We start from the raw sequence: 18,110 nt of genomic DNA on the forward strand, positions 1-18,110 counted from the left end.
CCTGCCGCTGCACGCGCTGCTTGATGCCCTGTTTCCGCGTGGCCACGCCATTGCGGTGAACGATTCGGTGCTGACCGGCAGCGCCACCACCGAGGATGGCGAGGTGACCGTGATCGGTACCGCCGACAAGCTTGAAGTGGGCGTGGACCACGCATTGGCACTGGCCGAAACCGTGCTGGCCAGCACCGCCGCGCATCCGCAACGACCGATCGTGATGCTGGTCGACACCGCCGGCCAACGCCTGGCACGCCGTGACGAACTGCTTGGCATCAACGGCTACTTCGCTCACTTGGCGCAGACGCTGGATCTGGCACGCCGACGCGGTGCGCGGCTGGTGGCCCTGGTCTATGGCGAGTCGGTCAGCGGCGGCTTCCTCTCATTCGGTCTGATGGCCGACCACATCCACGCCCTGCCCGATGCGCAGGTGCGGGTAATGGACCTGCGCGCGATGGCAAGGGTGACCAAGCAGCCGCTGGAGAAACTGCAGGCACTCAGCCAGACCTCGCCAGTGTTCGCGCCGGGCGTGGAGAACTACGTGGCAATGGGTGCGGTGGAATCGCTATGGGATGGCGATCTGGCCACGCACCTGCTGCAGGCCCTGCGCACGCCCGCCGAAGGCGACTGCCGCGCCACGCGGGGTGCCGAACGTGGTGGGCGCACACTATCCGCAAGCGTGGCTGCAGCCGTGAGCCAGGGCGATGCCTGAGCGGCTGCCCCGCCATACGCTGGTCTGGTTGTCGGTGCACGCCGGCTGGCAGGCGGACATCGCCGCGCACGAGCCGCGCTTGGCCGACTGGTTTGCGCAGGGTCTGCCGGCCATCGTTGCGCGTCGTGCCGCGGACGATGCCGATCCACGCCTGCGTCTCGGCGTGCCGCTGCCTCCGATGGAGGGCAAGCTGCGCCTCGCCCTGCGCGTACCGCTGCAGGACGTACTGCGGACCGAGGCGCCGCCAACGCTGCAGGCGGTGCTTGAAGGCAACCTGCCAGTGGTATGGCAACACCCACTGCAGGCACTGCAGGCCATCGCCCCGGCACGTGTATTCGGTGCGTTTGCCTGGCAGCTGCTCAGCCATCTGCCTTACGTGCATGCGCGCTCGGACATCGACCTGCTGTGGCAGGCTGACAGCGCAGCGCAGGCCGACAGGTTGATCGCGAGCCTGCAGGCATGGGAAACCGAGTACGACCGTCGCGTCGATGGCGAACTGTGCCTGGCTGACGGCGGTGCCGTGAACTGGCGCGAGTATGCCGGACGCAGTCGCGAGGTGCTGGTCAAGCGCGCCGACGGCGCTGCACTGGAACTGCGCGAGGCGTTGTTCAGTTCCGCCGGGATAGCCGCATGAACGCTGTCGCGCACAGCGCTGCCCAACCCGGTTCGGCGGTGGACTGCGCACGCCTGGGCCGCGTGGCCGTCGCCAGCCTGCATGCCGAGCTGGCCCTGGCCCCCAAACCGGGGCTGGTCACACCGTTTGACCGCGGCAGCCACCACGACATGGATGCCGGCACGTTCCTGCGCAGCCTGTTTGCGCTGCGCCACTATTTCACCGCCGTGGCCCGCGCCGGCGCTACGGCAGCGCCGTTCGATGCGCTGCGCCAGCGTGGCATCGCGGCCGAAGCGGCGATGCTGCGTGCCACCTCGGGCATCAACACCCATCGCGGCGCGATCTTCAGCCTCGGCCTGCTGGTGGCGGCCGCCGCTGCCTGCCGCTCCCGCCTGGGCCATGCCGCCACCGGCGAACAGGTCTGCCTGGAGGTACGCCGTTGGGCTGCGGATTTCGCAAACGCCCCGCTGGATGCAGCCAGCCCGGGCCAGCGTGCGCGCGCCCTGCACAAGGTGCCGGGCGTGCGCGAACAGGCCGCCGCCGGTTACCCGCTGCTGCGCGCGGTGGCGCTGCCCAGCCTGCGCGATGCGCTGGCCAATGGGCTGACGCGCGAGGCCGCGATGTGCCACACGTTGATGCAGCTGGTCGCCCACACCGACGACCTCAACCTGCTGCATCGTGGCGGGGCCGATGGCCTGCGCTGGGCGCGGCAGCAGGCGCAGGATTTCCTTGCTACCGGCGGTGCCTTTGCACCGGCCTGGCGCGCACGCCTGAAGCTCGTCGCTGACGCCTTCGTCGCCCGTCGGCTGAGCCCTGGCGGCAGCGCCGATCTGTTGGCATGCAGCGTGTTCCTGCTGCGCCAGGAGCGCGCATGAGCCTTACCCTGCTCTGCCCCGGACAAGGTGCACAGCATCCGGCGATGTTCGATCGCGTGCGCGACCTTGCTGCCGCACGGCCGGTACTCGATGCCACGAGCGAACTGCTGGGCCGCGATGTATTCGCCGCCGCGGCGGCCGACGACCGCTTCGACAATGTGCAGGCCCAGCCCCTGCTGTGCGCGGCAAGCCTGGCGCACTGGCAGGGCCTGCGCGAGGTGTTGCCAACGCCGACGGTGATCGCGGGCTACAGCATCGGCGAGCTCGCCGCACATGCCATCGCCGGCAGCTTCGACATCACCACCTGCCTGGCACTGTCCGCGCAGCGCGCGCGCCTGATGGATGCCGCCAGCCCCGATGACGCCGGGCTCCAGGCAGTACTGGGACTGGACCGCGTTGCCACGCAGCAGTTGTGCGATGTGCATGGCGCCTTCATCGCGATCGCCAATGGCCACGACCACTTCATCGTGGGCGGCGCATGGCGGTCGCTGCACGCATTGGCGATGGACGCGCAGTTGCGCGGTGCGGAGATCCGCCCGCTGCCGGTCCATGTGCCCGCGCACACGCCGCTGCTGGCCGGCGCAGTGGCACCGTTTGCCGCCGCACTGGAAGCAGTGTCACTGCAGGCGCCACGCCTGCCCCTTCTGGCCGGCATCGATGCGCGACCGGTGCGGGATCGCGCAACGGCGGTCCACACGCTGTCGGCGCAGCTCGCGCAGACCATCGAATGGGCGCAGGTGATGCGCCAGGCCTTCGAGCGTGGCGCGCGGGTGTTCCTGCAGCTGGGCCCGGGCAACGCATTGGCGCGCATGGTCGCGCCGGCCTATCCGTGCTGCGAGGTACGCGCGGTGGAAGAGTTCCAAAGCCTTGAAGGCGCGGCGGCATGGGTTCGCAGTGCGCTGGAGCGGCTGCAGTAACGGGTTCGAGCAGTACGTATCACGCAACACGCAGTACGTCGCCTTACCCCGGGATGGCGGGTCTCCATCCGCGCTGTACGTGAGTCACGTGTCTGGGAGGGCGCATGAGTCCACAAATCGCAACGATCATCGGTCTGGTGATCATGTTCATCGTTGCCACCGCGATGCCGATCAACATGGGCGCCGTCGCCTTCGCGCTGGCCTTCATCATCGGCGGGCTGTGGGTCGACATGGGGGGCAAAGAGGTGCTGGCCGGCTTCCCCGGCGATCTGTTCCTGACCCTGGTCGGCATCACCTATCTGTTCGCCATCGCGCAGAAGAACGGCACCATCGACCTGCTGGTGCACTGGGCAGTGAAAGCGGTGCGCGGCCATATCGTGGCCATTCCGTGGGTGATGTTCGTGATCACCGCAGTGCTGACCGCCTTCGGTGCGCTGGGCCCGGCAGCGGTGGCCATCATCGGTCCGGTCGCGCTGCGCTTTGCCAAGCAGTACAACATCAACCCGTTGATGATGGGCCTGCTGGTCATCCATGGCGCACAGGCGGGCGGCTTCTCGCCGATCAGCGTGTACGGCAGCATCACCAACGGCGTGGTGCAGAAGGCCGGGCTGGAAGTGACCGAGATGGCGGTGTTCCTGACCAGCCTGGGCTTCAACTTCATGATGGCGACGATCTGCTTCTTCGCCTTCGGTGGCATCGCCCTGCTGCGTCGTGGCTCGATCACCGCGGCGGGAATGGTCGGCAACGCGGAACTGGCGATGGCCGGTGGCCCGCAGGCATCGTCGCGCCAGTTCGCGATCGAAGGCCACGGCGCGCTGGTGGCCGCCGGTGGTGGCACCCTGTCCAATGATCCGGTGGCACTGGATGCGGTGAGCCTGACCCGCGAGCGGTTGTTCACCCTGGTCGGCCTGCTTGGCCTGGGCGTGGCCGCGCTGATCTACAACCTCAACGTAGGTCTGGTGTCGATCACTGTGGCGGTGGTGCTGGCACTGCTTTCGCCGCAGAGCCAGAAAGGCGCGGTCGATGGCATCAGCTGGTCCACCGTGCTGCTGATCTGCGGCGTGGTGACCTACATCGGTGTGCTGGAACATGCCGGTGCGGTGGACTTCATCGGCAACGGTGTCTCCGACATCGGCATCCCGCTGCTCGGTGCGCTGCTGGTCTGCTACGTCGGCGGCATCGTCTCCGCATTCGCCTCATCGGCGGCGGTACTCGGCGCGACGATTCCATTGGCGGTGCCGTTCCTGATGCAGGGCCACCTCAGCGCGGCCGGCGTGATCTGTGCGCTGGCGGTGTCATCCACCATCGTCGATGTCAGCCCGTTCTCGACCAATGGCGCATTGGTGGTGGCCTCGGCCGCCAAGGAAGAGCGCGAGACGCTGTTCCGCCGCTTCCTGGTCTACAGCGGACTGGTGGTGGCGCTGGGGCCGCTGCTGGCCTGGCTGGTATTCGTGGTGCCGGGCTGGATGTAATCATCCCAACGGTGGTGCCAGCCGCTGGCCGGCAATCTCATGAAGCCATCCAGCGATCATGGGTTGCCGGCCAGCGGCCGGCACTACCTGGCGGTACACTTCCTCCATGGCTATTGCCCCTGCCCCACGTTCACCGAAGAAGCGCGCGCCTCTGTATGAAGAGGTGGCCGAACACGTGCGCGAGCGCATCTACGATTACCGGCTGCCGCCGGGCGAGTGGATCGACGAGCCCGCGCTGTGCGAAGAACTGGGCATCAGCCGCACACCCCTGCGCGAGGCGCTGAAGCTGCTGGCCGCCGAAGGCCTGGTGCAGATCGATGCCGGTCGTGGCAGCCGGGTCACCCGTTTGACGCTGGAAGACCTCAACCAGCTGTTCCCGGTGATGGCGATGCTGGAAGGCCGCTGCGCGCATGAGGCGGTGAAGCACATCGACGACGCCGGCGTGCAGCAGCTCGAAGACCTGCATGCGGCAATGGAAGCGGCGGCGGCCGAAGGCAACATCGCCGAGTACTACCGCAACAACTACCTGATCCACGAAACCGTGCAGCACTACGCGGGCAACCCCTGGCTGATCCGCATCACCCACGATCTGCACCGCATCCTGAAGATGCATCGCGGCCGCCAGCTGCTGACCCCCGGGCGCACCGCGCAGTCGCTGGCCGAACACCGCGAGTTGATGGAATGCTTCCGCCGCCGCGATGCGCAGGCCGCCGAACGCACCATGGAGCGCCATCTGCTGAGCCAGGGCCAGGCGTTGGCTGCCTATGTGGCGGCGGGCGGGCTGTTGAACGTGCCGGCGCCGTTGCCGACCGAAGGCGGCGGCTGAGCGCACAGGGTTGCCGGCCAGCGGCCGGCACTACCAGGACGTGACCTTGGCGGGCACCCTGGGACGTCTCATCAATCGCCGCCACCGCAGCTGCCGCCGTCACCCCCACCACCATCACTGCTGCAGTCGGAACTGCTGTGGCTGTGATGGCTGTGGTTGTCACCGGAATAGCCACCTGAGCTGTCGTAGCTTGCGCCGCCATCCGCCCGGCTGCCCGAGCCATCGGCCGTGGCTACTGCCATGCACAGGATCGCGCCGACCAGCGGCAGCAGCCAGACCAGCAGCAACTGCACCGTCCGGCCGCCCGCCGTCAGGCCGTCACGCTGCGCGATCACCACGGTGGCCACCACGTTCAGGCCCAGCACCAGCAGGACCAGCAGAAGGGCAACGATCAGCATTCGGCGGCTCCGTGCCTGGACTGGGGGCATTATGGCCTGCCACCCCGGCAATGGCCCTGCCTGTCATGAAGATGGGACAATGTAGGGCGCGCCGGCCTGCCCGCAAGGCCGCCGGCCCCCCTGCACCACACGGAAGAAGAAGAACAACAACATGCTGAAAGTCATTTTCGATACCGACCCGGGCGTCGACGACGCCCTGGCCCTGCTGTACCTGCACAAGCACCCGCAGATCGACCTGATCGGCGTCACCACCACCTTCGGCAACGCCTCGGTGGAGTCGACCACGCACAATGCGCTGTACCTGAAGCAGGCCTGGGGCTTTGCCGCCCCGGTCGCGCGCGGTGCCGGTGGCCCGCTGCAGCCCGAAGCTACCCCGGAAGCCTGGCCGGTGCACATCCACGGCCACAACGGCCTGGGCAACCACCCGGTGCCGGCCAGCCTGGACGTGGCCGTCGATGCGCGCCCGGCGGCCCAGCTGATCATCGATCTGGTCCGCGCCCATCCGGGCGAAGTGACCCTGGTCGCGGTCGGCCGCATGACCAACCTGGCCCTTGCCCTGCAGCAGGCTCCGGACATCGCCGGCCTGGTGCGCGGCGTGGTGCTGATGGGCGGCGCCTTCCACGTCAACGGCAACATCACCCCGGCCGCCGAGGCCAACATCTGGGGCGACGCCGAAGCAGCCGACATTGTGTTCACCGCGCAGTGGCCGGTCACGGCGATCGGGCTGGATGTCACCACCCGCGTGGAAATGAACCGCGACGGCCTGGACAAGCTGGCCGCCATCGGCGGTGCCGACGCCGAGCTGGTCCGTGCGCTGTCGCAGGACTACGTCGACTTCTACCTGCAGGCCGGCCACAAGGGCATGGTCGTGCATGACTGCTGCGCCTGCATCGCGCTGACCCGCCCGGAGCTGTTCCAGTTCGAACGTGCCAGCGTGCGCGTGGCCACCGATGGCGTTGCCCGCGGCATGACCATTCCCAAGCCGGAAGGCATGGGCTTTGGTCCCAGCGTGTGGGACGGCCATGTACTGCAGTCGATTGCCATCGGCGTGGATGCGGCCGCCGTACTGGCCGACATCGAGCAGACCCTGAAGGTCTGATCGGCTAGCGCTTGGCCCTGCCCGGGACCGTCTCGGGCAGGGTCCACAGCACTGGCAACACCAGCACCGCCACCAGCGCGATCATCGCGCCCGGCGCGGCCGCCCAGCCGCTGCGCTCCACCCACCATTGCGCCAGCCAGGGTGTTGCTCCGCCGAAGAATGCGGTGGCCATGGTCACCCCCAGTGCCAGCCCGCTGACCCGGCCCTCGCCCGGGAACTGCTCGGCCGTAGCCGGGGCCGCCACCGCGCTCACACCACCGGCTACACAGGCCAGCAGCACCGCCGCCAGCGCGATGCCCAGCGCCGTCGCCTGTGCCATCCACGCGAACAGGGACAGTGGCAGCAGCGCCGCCAGCAGGGTCAGACCCAGCAGCATCGGGCGTCGCCCGACGCGGTCGGACAATGCGCCACACAACGGCGTGATCGCGATGACCGCGACTGCCGCAATCGTCGACAGCCATAATGCATCGCCCTCGTCGTGACCCTGTGCATGCAGGAACGCCGGCACATAGGTGATGCCCACGTAGTAGGTGATCGAGCCCAGCGCCGAGATCGCAAAGGTGCGTGCCACCGCCAGTGGGTGGTTACGCAATACGTGGCGAAGCGGCGTAGCCGGAATACTGCCCTCGCGACGCTGGCGCTCGAACTCCGGCGATTCGTGCATGCCCGAGCGCGCGACCAGGATCACAACCGCCAACGCCGCGCCGACGAAGAAGGGAATGCGCCAGCCCCAGCTGTCCAGCTGCGCGGTGGGCAGCAGCGCAACCGTAAGCGCGGAGATCGCCACTGCCAGCAGCGCCCCCACTTCACTGGCCGCCGAAGCGAGCGAGGTCACCAGCCCGCGTCGCCGCACCGGCGCACTTTCCAGCAGGTACGCAACCACGCCGGTGTATTCGCCGCCTACCGAGAACGCCATCACGCAGCGCAGCACCAGCAGCAGCACGCCCGCCGTGGTACCTGCCGTGGCAGCGGTCGGCAACAGTGCGGTGGCCAGCATCGCCGCTGCCATCAAGGCCATCGACGCCAGCAGCATCCAGCGCCGGCCCAGCCGGTCACCCAGGTGGCCGAAACACAGCGCACCCAGTGGACGCATCAGATAGGACACCGCGAACCCGGCCAGGGTCACCAGCATCGCCTCCTTGCCGCCGCCGAAGAACACCCGCGACAGCACCGTGGCGAAGTACAGATACAAGGTGAAGTCGTACCACTCCACCACCGTGGACAGGCCGGCCACCCACATCGAGCGCTGCCGCGCGGCAGTCATTGCGTGTTCGCCTTCAACAGCCTCGATCCCGATTGTGCAGGTTCGAGGAGGATGTCATGGCCGGGGTGAAATACCGGTCATCGGCTGTCCGTCGCCTGCATGTACTGGGTTTCATGGCCGGTGAATCGCTCACCGTCAAAGCCGAAGCAGAAGCGACCTTCCTCGAACACACGGTAGACCAGCAACGCGCCGTCGAGGCAGAACTGCGGCTGGTCCACGCCCGTTTCCAGTGTCCCGTAGCCGGTGGCATCTCCGCCTCTCCCTGCTGGTCCGGTGAAGGCATCGAACGGCAGTGGCGTCACCCTGCCCGTGCGGGTATCGACCAGCACCAGCGTGCGCTGGAAGTACTCGGGACGATCATCGACCCGCACCAGCAGATAGTGCTGGTTGAAATTGGGTTTCTGGTGCTGAAGCGCATCTTCGATGGCTGCCAGATGCCGCGCATCGCAGAAGTCGACCGGGCTGTAGCGGTAGCTGCAGCCGTCGTGGTCGTAGGGCAGGTTCATGCCCGAGTAGCTGACGCCTGCCTGGCTGCCCACATCGCCCCCCGGCTCGGGCGTGCTGCACAGCAGCCACGAACGCTGCGCATCCTCGGGATCGGCCATCAGCTTCGGCTCGCGACCCGCTTCGTAAGGCGCACCACCCGGGAAAGCCTGTCCGAAGCGTTCGCGGACGATCGGACGCGCCTTCTCCAACGGCAGGCCGATCTTCGCACCACGGAACGAAACGAAGGTCATCGTCGGCAGGATCACCTCCTCCACCGGCAGTCCCTTCCACTGCCCCTGCACGCAGAACGTGGCGATCTCGTTCTCCTCGTCCTTCTTGCAGGGTCGTGGCGCATTCGCGGCCAGCCAGGGGTGGGCCGGGCGGTCGGTTTGCTGATCGATGTATCAGCCGTCCAGCGCACAGGTCGGCAGGGCATCCAGCAGCGGGGAGAGATCAGTGGCGGCCGCTGGCGCGACAACCGGCGTGTCTGCACTCGGCGCCTCATCCGATGCGTCAGGCGTGCGCTGGCAGGCCACCGGCAGCAATGCGGCGATCAGCAGCACAGCGTGTCGTCGGCGCCCGGTTGAAGGATGCGTTCCCTGCATTGCGTCTTTCCTGGTTTCAGGACCCAGTGCACATGATCGCCGATCCGCGGCCGACTGGGATGCTGGGTGCGGCGCGACCTCCACGCATGGCGTGGAGCTACTGGGAGTGCCTGCTTCCCGCCCGGTAAGCAGCGTAGGCATCGAGGATCTTCTGCATCCGGGCCTGCTGCTTCACACCCATCGGTGCCCGTGGCACACGCTTCAGCAGCGTCTTCCACATATATCCGGAACGGAAGAAGTACGGGCGCACCTCAAGGAAGGTCAGCACGACATCCACCGTATCTGGATCGCGTTCGGCAAGTTGCTTCAGCGCGTTGGCGTAGCCACCCGGGAAAGCAAGCTGTTCATAGCGCTGGTTGTATTCCGCGCAGGCTGCCGCATGCCGCTGCATTTCTTCCGGGCCACGCCAGCGCGTGCCAGCGGCCTCGCGGATGGCTTGGCGCAGCCGATTGATCTCGTCCGCATTGGCCCGGATCAGGCGTTCCATGGGTGCGCGGCGATGGGACATGGTTCCTTCCATGTGGTCTGTCAGGGGTCAGATCCCTTTCCCGCAGGGAAAGGAATCTGACCCCACTTCAGGTCACGGGGCGCGGCGCAGGGTGATCAAGGTGATCTCAGACGGCACACCGATGCGTGCCGGAAATCCGGCCCAGAGGCCGGCACCGTTGCTCACGTACAGGGTCATGCCGTCCACCTCGTAACGCCCGGACACATAACCGCCATTGGCACGCTTCACAAGCTGGTCCATGCCGATGATCTGGCCGCCATGTGTATGCCCGGACAGCTGCAGCTTCACCCCGCGTGCGGCAGCCTCGCGCGCATTGCGCGGGCGATGGTCGAGCAGGATCACCGGCGCGCCCGGATCAGCACCGGCAAGCGCGGCCTCCAGATCCGGCAGAGGCAGGCCATAGCGGGCCGCCACCGGGTCGGTGACGCCGGCGATGGTCAGCGCTGCATCACCGCGTCGTACCTGCAGGTGGCTGTTCTCCAGCACCTGCATGTGCAGCGCGCGGAACGCCTGCATCCACTCCTGGTATTGCGCGTAGTACTCGTGATTGCCGGTGATGGCGATGACGCCATCCGGTGCATGCAGGTCGGCCAACGGCCGCGCGTCATCGCGGCGGGCCTCGACGCTGCCGTCGATCAGGTCGCCGGTGATCACGGTCAGGTCCGGCGTCAGTGCGTTGCTCTGGTCCACGACCTTGCGTACCCAGTCACCGGTCAACAGGCGGCTGGCATGGATGTCGGTCAGCTGCAGCACGCGATAGCCGTCGAACGAAGCCGGCAGTCCGGCGATGCTCACCTCGATCTGCCGGGGCTTGGGGACGGCCATGCCCTGGCTGACGCCATAGCCACTGACCAGCAGCGCCAGCACACCCGCCACCGGCCGCAGCTTCGGCGCGCGCAACGCCGATACAGCACGTGGCCTGCGCAGGATGCGCGACAACAGCAGGCCCGCGTCCAGCATCAGCAGGACCAGCGCCAGCAACAGTACGGCAGTCGAACCCGTGGCCAACGTGGCGATGGCCAGCTTCGGAATTTCCGGCGAGGCCATCGTGCCCCAGAAGGTAGCGACGATGCGCAGCTGCACGGCCACGCCCACCAGCAGCAGCGACAGCACGACCTTCAGCCCGGTGGGCATGCGCAGTGGCCAGAACAGGCGCCAGGCCACGTACAGGCCCATCAACAAACCCATCGTACTCAGCACTGCAACCATCCTGGAAAGAATGCGGGCCCGCCATGGTGAAGGTTGCGGGCAGTGTTGTGTAGAGCCGAGCCTGCGCTCGGCTTCTCAAAATGCAGCCGAGCATGGGCTCGGCTCTACAACAAGGCGTTGGTCAAGCCAGTCCGTCGATGCGTTCCACCCGCAGGCGCGTGATGCGGCGCTTCTCCATCGCCAGCACGGTGACACGTACACTGGTCACCTCCACCGCATCGCCGACGTCCGGCAGGCGGCCCAGCTGTTCCAGCACCAGCCCGGAGATGGTCATGTAGTCGGCACTGCGCGGCAGCGACACACCGGCCAGGCGCTGCAGATCGTCCAGGGTCAGCGCACCATCGGCCTCCCAGCAATCTTCGCCCTGCGCGACCACGCCATAGCGCTCGTCCTGGGTGTCGACCAGGTCACCGGCAATGGCCGCCAGCAGATCGTTGGCGGTCACCAGGCCTTCCACACTGCCGTACTCGTCCACCGCCACCGCCAACGGCACCGGGTGCTGGCGGATCAGTTCCAGCGCCTGCAATGCGCTGGCACTCGACAGCACGTACTGCGGCTCGCGCAGGTTGGCTTCCAGCTGCAGCGGCCTGCCCTGCAGCAGGTCGGCCAGCAGGTCGCGGCTCTGTACCACGCCGCGCAGGCTGTCCAGATCGCCATCGCCCACCAGCAAGCGAGTGTGCGGCGACGCCACCAGGCGTGCCACCACATCCTCCGGCCCACGCGCCATGTCGATCCACTGCACGTCGGCACGCACGGTCATCACGCTCGACACCGGGCGATCGGCCAGGCCCAGGACGCTGCGGATCATCTCGTGCTCGGCCGGCTGCAGGCGCTCTTCGGCGTCCACCTGCTCGCTGGCTTCTTCGTCGTGATGACCATTGGCCGGGCGCGCGCCGAGCATGCGCAGCACGGCGTCGGCGGTGCGCTGACGGAACGGCTGGCGGCGCTCGTTGCGCTCACGGTTGAAACGCACCCACTGGTTGAAGGCTTCGACCAGGATCGAGAAGGCGATGGCCGCGTACAGATAGCCCTTCGGAATCTTGTAGCCCAGGCCTTCGGCCACCAGGCTGAAACCGATCATCAGCAGGAAGCCCAGGCACAGCACCACCACCGTGGGATGCTTGTTGACGAAGCGGGTCAGCGGCTTGCTGGCCACCAGCATCAGCACCATCGCGATGGTCACCGCGGCATACATCACGCCCAGGTTGTCGACCATGCCCACTGCGGTGATCACCGAGTCCAGCGAGAACACCGCGTCGAGCACCACAATCTGAGCCACCACCATCGCGAAGCTGGCGTAGACCTTCTTGCCATCTTCGTGGTGTTCGCGGCCCTCCAGGCGCTCGTGCAGTTCCATCGTGCCCTTGAACAACAGGAACAAGCCACCGCCCAGCAGGATCAGGTCACGCCCGGAGAAGCTGTGGTCGAACAGCGTGAGCAGCGGCTCGGTCAACTTCATGATCCATGCCAGCGCGGCCAGCAGCACCAGCCGCATCAGCAGCGCCAGCGCCAGGCCGATCACCCGCGCGCGGTCACGCTGGTGCGGCGGTAGTTTGTCGGCAAGGATCGCGATGAACACCAGGTTGTCGATGCCGAGAACGATCTCCAGCACGACCAGGGTTGCAAGGCCCATCCATATCGAGGGGTCAGCCAACCATTCCATTTCAGGTCCGTTTCGTCAGTAGGTAAGGGAAAAGGGGAAACACTCAGTCAGCCTCCTGCGCCTGCGCCGGGTCATGCCCGAGCAGATCGCCAGGCGTGCACTGCAGCTCGCGGCAGATCGCATCCAGCGTGGAAAAGCGGATGGCGCGCGCCTTGCCGGTCTTCAGGATCGACAGGTTGGCCAGGGTGATGTCGATGCGCCCGGCCAGCTCGGACAGGGTCATTCCCCGCTGCTGCAGCATGCGGTCCAGGGTGATGACAATCGCCATCAGATGACACCGTCGAGGTCATCGCGCATCGCCGCACCCACGGCAAACACGCGTGCCAGCACGAACAGCATCAGCACCGCGACCAGGCCGGTGATCGACATGCCGCCACCGACTTCCATCCAGGTGAAGTCCGGGCCCATCCATGCGGCGTAGGCGCCGATCAGGATCGACAGCAGTTCCATCGCCAGCATCAACCACGCCATGCGCTGCAGGCGCTGCGCATTGGCATGGGTGAACGGCCGCTCGCGTGCCGCCGATGCCAGCAGCCGCAGCAGGTGGCGCAGGAACACCAGGCACAGCACCAGCAGCGCGACGATCGCGCCCAGGCCCAGGCAGAAATGCAGGAACAGGTCGTTGCCATGCGCGGCGGCGGCATTGGCGTCGTGGACGCTGTCGAGCAGCCAGCGACGGTCGTGGGCGACCAGCGGCACGGCCAGCAGTGCGGCCAGGATGCCCAGCCAGCACATCGCCCGGACGGCCTGTACGGCGGCCTGGGCCAGGGTGAACAAGCCTCGCGCGGGTCTGGCGCGGGCGGGACGAGCGGTCAAGCGGCCTCCGGTGTTGGGGTGGCTTCGCCGCCCCGGGGTGGATTTATCGATAAACGATATACCACATCCCCGGTGAAAAACTGAATCGCGAGCGTGGCCCCTGCATCGGCCGCCGCGCCAGGCCCGGCGCTAGCGTCCGGGCGCAGCCTGTTCCAGCATCGCCTCGCCCGGGGTCGCCGACGCCATCGCCTGCACGCCGGCCTCCGGTGCCTGCCGCGTGACCAGGCGGAAACGGACCTGCAGCCTGCTCTGGCCGGGCGCGGCCCAGCCGTACTGGATGGCGACCTGATCGGCCGACAGCGGCCCGCGCCCCGGCAGCGAACGTGCCTGCAACGGCTTCGGTGCGGCCAGCATCAACCGTGCGAAGCCCTTCTGCACCACCGCCACATCGGCCTTCTCCGCATACACCGTGCAGGTGCCATCGTCGGCCCAGCTCACCGCATAGCGGCCACTGGCCAGCGGCACCATCCAGGCCACGCCTGGCTGGCCCTGCAGCAGCGTGGCCGCTTCGGCAGGCTGCAACGGCGACAGTCCATTGGATTCCATCAACGACTGCAGCCGCGCCGGGGCACCGATGTGCTGCATGCAGGCGGTATCGAACAGTTCGCTGAAGGGGTCCTGCGCGGAGGCATTGTCCTTGGCCGCTCGCGCGGGCTGTGCCACAGCCAGGGTGGGCAGCAGGGCCAGGACCAGCCAGAACGCAGCGCGCATCGAAACTCCAAAGACGGAAAGCAGCGGGGAGGATGGCAAAGGGCATGCGGGCCGTGCAACTGGCCGACGCTTGACAGCCGGCTGCAGCGGGAGGACTATCAATTAACGAATTAGTTAATTAGCTCGCCATGGACCGCATCTTCGAAGCCCTTGCCTCCACCGCGCGCCGGCAGATCCTGGCCTACCTCAGCGCCGGTGAGCTCAGCGCGGGTGAACTGGCCGAGCGCTTCGATTTCAGCAAGCCCGCGCTGTCCAGCCATCTGCGCATCCTTGAGGAAGCCGGGCTGATCGAACGCGAGAAGCGTGGCCAGTTCGTGTACTTCCGGCAGGTGCCGGACCGCCTGGCCAATACGCTGTTCTCCTGGGCCGCTGAAGTCTGTCCGGTCGGTGGCCCGCTCAAGCGCGAAGCCCGCGCCCGCCGCAAGTCCCCTGCCCGCTGAGCATCCCTGCCAAGGAGCGCGACCATGCCTGGACCGACCCGCGACCGCCGTTCGTTTCCAGCCGTCCAGCTTCCCGCCCGGGAAGGAGCCAGCCCGACCGAAGTCACGCTGATCGCGCAATTGGGCATCGGTGCCGGTGATGCACTGATCATCGACGCCAACCAGCGCCAGCGCCACCATCCGGCCTTCATCGATGCGCTGGATGAGCCCTCGGCACGGCTGGGCGGCATGCATCTGCAGCAGGGTGATCCGTCCTCGCTGTACAGTTTCTCTGTTGGTGCCGGTGGCCATCCGTTCCATCGCCATGCCGGTCCACGCATGTTCACGGCCGTCGCCGGCAGCGCCGGCGCCGAGCTGCGCTTCGCCAGCGTTTCCGACGCGGAGCTGGCGAGCGATCCCGGCGTCTTCGCGCGCACGCTGCGGCGCGTCCGCATCCCGCCGGACTGCCTGTTCACCGTGCGCTTCGGTGGCGGCACCTGGCACCAGTTCGCATCGAACCACCGCAACCATCCGGCGCTGTTCGCGCTGTCGTGCCACAGCAATGAACTGGCCGGTGCGATGAGCGAGCACACCCGTGCGCAGGTACAGCGCAATGCCGCCGACATTCCCAGCCTCACTGACGTACTGCCGGAAGCCTGCTGGCCGACGGCAGCCGCTCTGGCGGCCACGCCGCTGATGCAGCTGTCACTGCAGGCTGCGCCCCCCAGCCTGCGTGCCCGGCTGTGTGCGCGCACCCGTGCATGGTTCGGCCCGCTGCGGCGGATCACATTGCAACCGCTGCGTGGGTTTGTCGAACGCGCTACGCCGGCCTATCCCATCCAGTCGCAGGCGCCACACAGCGACGGCCTGCTGGCCGCTGCGCTGCCGCTCAGCCACTACCAGGACCTGACCACGCTGCAGCTGGACAGCACACAGCTGCGGCAGCGTTCCGCGTCGGCACTGCTGGCCGAGGTACTGGAAGGCTTCCTGCGCAATCCTCCCAGCGGCGTGGACCGGTTGATGGCGCTGCGCAACCGCCTGGTTGCGCCGCTGCGGCTGCGCACCTCACCGCTGGGCTGCCCGGTATCGTCGCTGCTGTCCAATGACCGCAGCCGGTTGTTTGCTGACCGTTATCCAGTGCTGGATTCGCGGGTCGATGCAGATGACCACTGCGCGGAAGTCCTGCTCGGTGCCGACGACCGCCATCTGCGTTTCCGCAGCAGCGTGCGGGTGCAGCTGCGTGCGGATGGTGGCGTCGAGATCAGTCTCGGTTCGCGCGTGCAGACCCACAATGCGTTCGGTCGCATCTACATGGCGCTGATCGACAGCACGCATCGCCACTACGTCGCACCGGCACTGCTGCGGCGTGCGGCCGAACACGCACTTGCACCGGAACTGGACGGCATCGGTGACTGGGCGGGACACCCCGCGCCCAGGTAATGCCAGACAACCAGCAGCCGGTACCCTCTTGGCAGCATCACCTCACAGATGCTGCCTGAAGAACGGGATCACCGCCGCCAGCGCCTGCGCCACCGGCTCCGGCTTGTCGTACAGATCGTAGTGCGACCAGCCTTCGATCATCGCAACCTGCTTGTGCCTGGACGCTGCGCGGCCATGGATCTCCAGGCCATCACGGTAGGCACCGAAGCCGCCCGGCTTGTCGCCGATCACCACCAGCAGCGGCTGGGTCAGCAGTACCTCGGCCAGGTGGAACGCATCCCAACCGATCGCCGCAGCGCGGTGCGAGAACAGCGCACGCGAGGCACCGTTGGGCTTCTGGCCACGCGCAGTGCGGTAGTACTCGGTGGCTTCCAGCACATCGATATCGGTGATGCCGGCCGCACGCCCCTCCTCCACCGACATCGGCAGGAACATGTCCACGCGTGCCTCGCCGCCACGCATTTCCGCAGTGCGCTGGGTGGCAATCGCCTCCAGCGTGCCAATGGGATCGAAGCCACCGAAGGCTTCACGGCTGAGGCGGCCGAAGTTGACCCCGGTGATGCTGGTGATGGCCTTGATGCGGCGTTCGGTCATGCTGGCGTTGATCGCGTAACCGCCTCCGCCACAGATGCCAAGCACGCCGATGCGTCCGGCATCCACATACGGCAAGGTGACCAGGTAGTCGACCACGTGGCGAACATCCTCCACCCGCTGTGTCGGGTCTTCGATCCAGCGCGGTTCGCCACCACTGGCGCCCTGGAAGCTGGCGTCGAAGGCAATGACCACGAAGCCCTCGCGGGCCAGGGCCTCGCCATAGACATTGCCCGAGGTCTGCTCCTTGCAGCTGCCGATCGGGTGCATGCTGATGATGGCCGGGTAACTGCGCTGGCGGTCAAAACCCGGCGGGAAATACAGGTCGGCGGCAATCTGCCAGGCCATGTCCGGATTCTGGATGCTGACGGTTTCCATAGGCGTTTCCTCTGTGGGGCGAAGGGGTGACCGGGGTGTCGCCGTTGCCAACACGATAGGCCTGGTATTGGACTCGAAAAAGCCGACAATGCTGACCACAGTAGTAAGCTGGAGTTACCAGTCCGCGACGGCCCGCCGATGAATCCATCTACCCCGTTCAGCCCCGCCCTGCTGCCGCATCTGGCCGGCTTCGCCCACATTGCCCACCACCGCAGCTTCACCAAGGCAGCCGACGAGATGGGCATCTCGCGTCCGGCGCTGTCGCAGAACCTGAAGACGCTGGAGAGGCAGCTGGGCGTGCGTCTGCTGCACCGGACCACCCGTGAGATGTCGCTGACCGAGGAAGGACAGCGCCTGTTCGACGCACTACGGCCGTCGCTGGGCACCATCGAAGCCGCGGTACGCGGCCTGCGCGCCAACCACGATGCACCGTCGGGCCTGCTGCGCATCAACACCGCGCGCCTGACCGCCAAGACCCTGATCGAACCGCACCTGCCGGAATTCTTCGCGCGCTTTCCCGAGCTGCGCATCGAACTGGTGATGGATGATGGCCTGTCCAGCATCGTCGCCGACGGCTGCGACGCCGGCATCCGCCTCGGTGAACGCCTGGCCGAGGGCATGATCGCGGTTCCGGTCACGCCGATGCTGGAAATGGTGGTCGCCGCCTCGCCCCACTACCTGGCCCGGCATGGCACGCCAACAACGCCGGCCGAACTGGCCTCGCACGAATGCCTGGGCTACCGACAGACCGGCAGCGGCAACATCTATGCCTGGGAGTTCAGCACGCCCGGCCAACCCGGCCATGACTTTGAGGTGGAACCACGCGGTCGCTATGTCAGCAACGACGACGAAGGGATGATCCGGGCGGCGCTGCAGGGACTGGGCGTGATGCAGCACATCGACCTCTCCTTGCAGCCGATGCTGGCCGATGGACGCCTGGTCCGCTTGATGCCGGAGTGGTCCACGCCGTTCCCCGGCTTCTACCTGTATGTGCCTTCGCGCGAGCAGATGCCACCTCGCGTGCGTGCACTGATGGAGTTCCTGATCGAGAAGCGCGAAGGCGTCGCCAAGGCGCTCGGCCGCACGGTGCAGGCCCCCGCCACCCGCGGCTAGG

The 18,110-nt window shown here is 67.2% G+C and carries 21 protein-coding genes; 10 read left to right on the top strand and 11 right to left on the bottom strand.

The window, feature by feature from the left end:
* Window position 1: 1 nt before the first annotated feature.
* The 6 genes from mdcE (at window position 2) to AC0Z6F_RS07620 (ending at window position 5,409) form a co-directional block, all read left to right on the top strand.
* Window positions 2–706: a biotin-independent malonate decarboxylase subunit gamma gene (gene mdcE, locus AC0Z6F_RS07595; RefSeq protein WP_041864633.1), complete on the top strand. Its 705-nt coding sequence runs from the start codon at window positions 2–4 to the stop codon at window positions 704–706.
* Entirely contained in the window at window positions 699–1,340 is a 642-nt protein-coding gene (gene mdcG, locus AC0Z6F_RS07600; RefSeq protein ID WP_004147911.1) for a malonate decarboxylase holo-[acyl-carrier-protein] synthase, read from the top strand. The genes mdcE and mdcG overlap by 8 nt, the downstream gene beginning before the upstream one ends.
* Window positions 1,337–2,194, top strand: a complete 858-nt coding sequence (mdcB, locus tag AC0Z6F_RS07605) for a triphosphoribosyl-dephospho-CoA synthase MdcB (protein WP_004147910.1) — start codon at window positions 1,337–1,339, stop codon at window positions 2,192–2,194. The genes mdcG and mdcB overlap by 4 nt, the downstream gene beginning before the upstream one ends.
* Entirely contained in the window at window positions 2,191–3,111 is a 921-nt protein-coding gene (mdcH, locus tag AC0Z6F_RS07610) for a malonate decarboxylase subunit epsilon (RefSeq protein WP_012510389.1), read from the top strand. The genes mdcB and mdcH overlap by 4 nt, the downstream gene beginning before the upstream one ends.
* A gap of 104 nt (window positions 3,112–3,215) precedes the next feature.
* On the top strand, window positions 3,216–4,583 hold the full coding sequence (locus AC0Z6F_RS07615; protein WP_004147906.1) for an SLC13 family permease: 1,368 nt from the start codon (window positions 3,216–3,218) through the stop codon (window positions 4,581–4,583).
* Between the two features lie 106 nt (window positions 4,584–4,689).
* The gene (locus AC0Z6F_RS07620) at window positions 4,690–5,409 is read left to right on the top strand and encodes a GntR family transcriptional regulator (protein WP_012510388.1); all 720 of its coding nucleotides are present in this window, start codon (window positions 4,690–4,692) and stop codon (window positions 5,407–5,409) included.
* Between the two features lie 71 nt (window positions 5,410–5,480).
* Here AC0Z6F_RS07620 and AC0Z6F_RS07625 read toward each other — a convergent pair whose 3' ends face one another.
* The gene (locus tag AC0Z6F_RS07625; protein ID WP_041864487.1) at window positions 5,481–5,807 is read right to left on the bottom strand and encodes a hypothetical protein; all 327 of its coding nucleotides are present in this window, start codon (window positions 5,805–5,807) and stop codon (window positions 5,481–5,483) included.
* A 151-nt stretch (window positions 5,808–5,958) separates the two neighbouring features.
* Between AC0Z6F_RS07625 and AC0Z6F_RS07630 the strand changes: the two genes are divergently transcribed.
* On the top strand, window positions 5,959–6,906 hold the full coding sequence (locus AC0Z6F_RS07630) for a nucleoside hydrolase (protein WP_012510386.1): 948 nt from the start codon (window positions 5,959–5,961) through the stop codon (window positions 6,904–6,906).
* Window positions 6,907–6,910: 4 nt separating this feature from the next.
* Here AC0Z6F_RS07630 and AC0Z6F_RS07635 read toward each other — a convergent pair whose 3' ends face one another.
* The 9 genes from AC0Z6F_RS07635 to AC0Z6F_RS07675 all read right to left on the bottom strand — a co-directional run bounded on the left by AC0Z6F_RS07635 (window position 6,911) and on the right by AC0Z6F_RS07675 (window position 14,168).
* The gene (locus AC0Z6F_RS07635) at window positions 6,911–8,170 is read right to left on the bottom strand and encodes an MFS transporter (RefSeq protein WP_012510385.1); all 1,260 of its coding nucleotides are present in this window, start codon (window positions 8,168–8,170) and stop codon (window positions 6,911–6,913) included.
* Window positions 8,171–8,247: 77 nt separating this feature from the next.
* The gene (locus tag AC0Z6F_RS07640; protein WP_485616899.1) at window positions 8,248–9,057 is read right to left on the bottom strand and encodes a hypothetical protein; all 810 of its coding nucleotides are present in this window, start codon (window positions 9,055–9,057) and stop codon (window positions 8,248–8,250) included.
* 3 nt (window positions 9,058–9,060) lie between these two features.
* Complete coding sequence (locus AC0Z6F_RS07645) at window positions 9,061–9,261, bottom strand: hypothetical protein (protein ID WP_485616873.1); 201 nt, start codon at window positions 9,259–9,261, stop codon at window positions 9,061–9,063.
* A gap of 97 nt (window positions 9,262–9,358) precedes the next feature.
* Entirely contained in the window at window positions 9,359–9,769 is a 411-nt protein-coding gene (locus AC0Z6F_RS07650) for a hypothetical protein (protein ID WP_012510383.1), read from the bottom strand.
* A gap of 72 nt (window positions 9,770–9,841) precedes the next feature.
* Complete coding sequence (locus tag AC0Z6F_RS07655) at window positions 9,842–10,978, bottom strand: metallophosphoesterase (RefSeq protein WP_485616874.1); 1,137 nt, start codon at window positions 10,976–10,978, stop codon at window positions 9,842–9,844.
* A 121-nt stretch (window positions 10,979–11,099) separates the two neighbouring features.
* Complete coding sequence (locus tag AC0Z6F_RS07660; RefSeq protein WP_012510381.1) at window positions 11,100–12,641, bottom strand: TerC family protein; 1,542 nt, start codon at window positions 12,639–12,641, stop codon at window positions 11,100–11,102.
* 43 nt (window positions 12,642–12,684) lie between these two features.
* Window positions 12,685–12,909 (bottom strand): helix-turn-helix domain-containing protein, encoded by a 225-nt coding sequence (locus AC0Z6F_RS07665; protein ID WP_012510380.1) that lies wholly within the window; start codon window positions 12,907–12,909, stop codon window positions 12,685–12,687.
* Window positions 12,909–13,376, bottom strand: coding sequence for a DUF2975 domain-containing protein (locus AC0Z6F_RS07670; RefSeq protein WP_012510379.1), 468 nt, complete (start codon window positions 13,374–13,376; stop codon window positions 12,909–12,911). The genes AC0Z6F_RS07665 and AC0Z6F_RS07670 overlap by 1 nt, the downstream gene beginning before the upstream one ends.
* A 210-nt stretch (window positions 13,377–13,586) precedes the next feature.
* The gene (locus tag AC0Z6F_RS07675; RefSeq protein WP_012510378.1) at window positions 13,587–14,168 is read right to left on the bottom strand and encodes an NMCC_0638 family (lipo)protein; all 582 of its coding nucleotides are present in this window, start codon (window positions 14,166–14,168) and stop codon (window positions 13,587–13,589) included.
* Window positions 14,169–14,296: 128 nt separating this feature from the next.
* Between AC0Z6F_RS07675 and AC0Z6F_RS07680 the strand changes: the two genes are divergently transcribed.
* Both AC0Z6F_RS07680 and AC0Z6F_RS07685 read left to right on the top strand, forming a co-directional pair.
* A complete protein-coding gene (locus AC0Z6F_RS07680; protein WP_004147836.1) occupies window positions 14,297–14,608 on the top strand; it encodes a metalloregulator ArsR/SmtB family transcription factor in 312 nt (103 codons plus the stop codon).
* A gap of 24 nt (window positions 14,609–14,632) precedes the next feature.
* Complete coding sequence (locus AC0Z6F_RS07685; protein ID WP_100467960.1) at window positions 14,633–16,027, top strand: DUF2867 domain-containing protein; 1,395 nt, start codon at window positions 14,633–14,635, stop codon at window positions 16,025–16,027.
* Window positions 16,028–16,069: 42 nt separating this feature from the next.
* Here AC0Z6F_RS07685 and AC0Z6F_RS07690 read toward each other — a convergent pair whose 3' ends face one another.
* Entirely contained in the window at window positions 16,070–16,996 is a 927-nt protein-coding gene (locus AC0Z6F_RS07690; RefSeq protein WP_012510376.1) for an alpha/beta hydrolase, read from the bottom strand.
* A 138-nt stretch (window positions 16,997–17,134) separates the two neighbouring features.
* Between AC0Z6F_RS07690 and AC0Z6F_RS07695 the strand changes: the two genes are divergently transcribed.
* A complete protein-coding gene (locus tag AC0Z6F_RS07695; RefSeq protein WP_100467959.1) occupies window positions 17,135–18,109 on the top strand; it encodes a LysR family transcriptional regulator in 975 nt (324 codons plus the stop codon).
* Window position 18,110: the final 1 nt, after the last annotated feature.

It is taken from the genome of Stenotrophomonas sp. 1L-E-5-B-C3 (assembly GCF_057292075.1).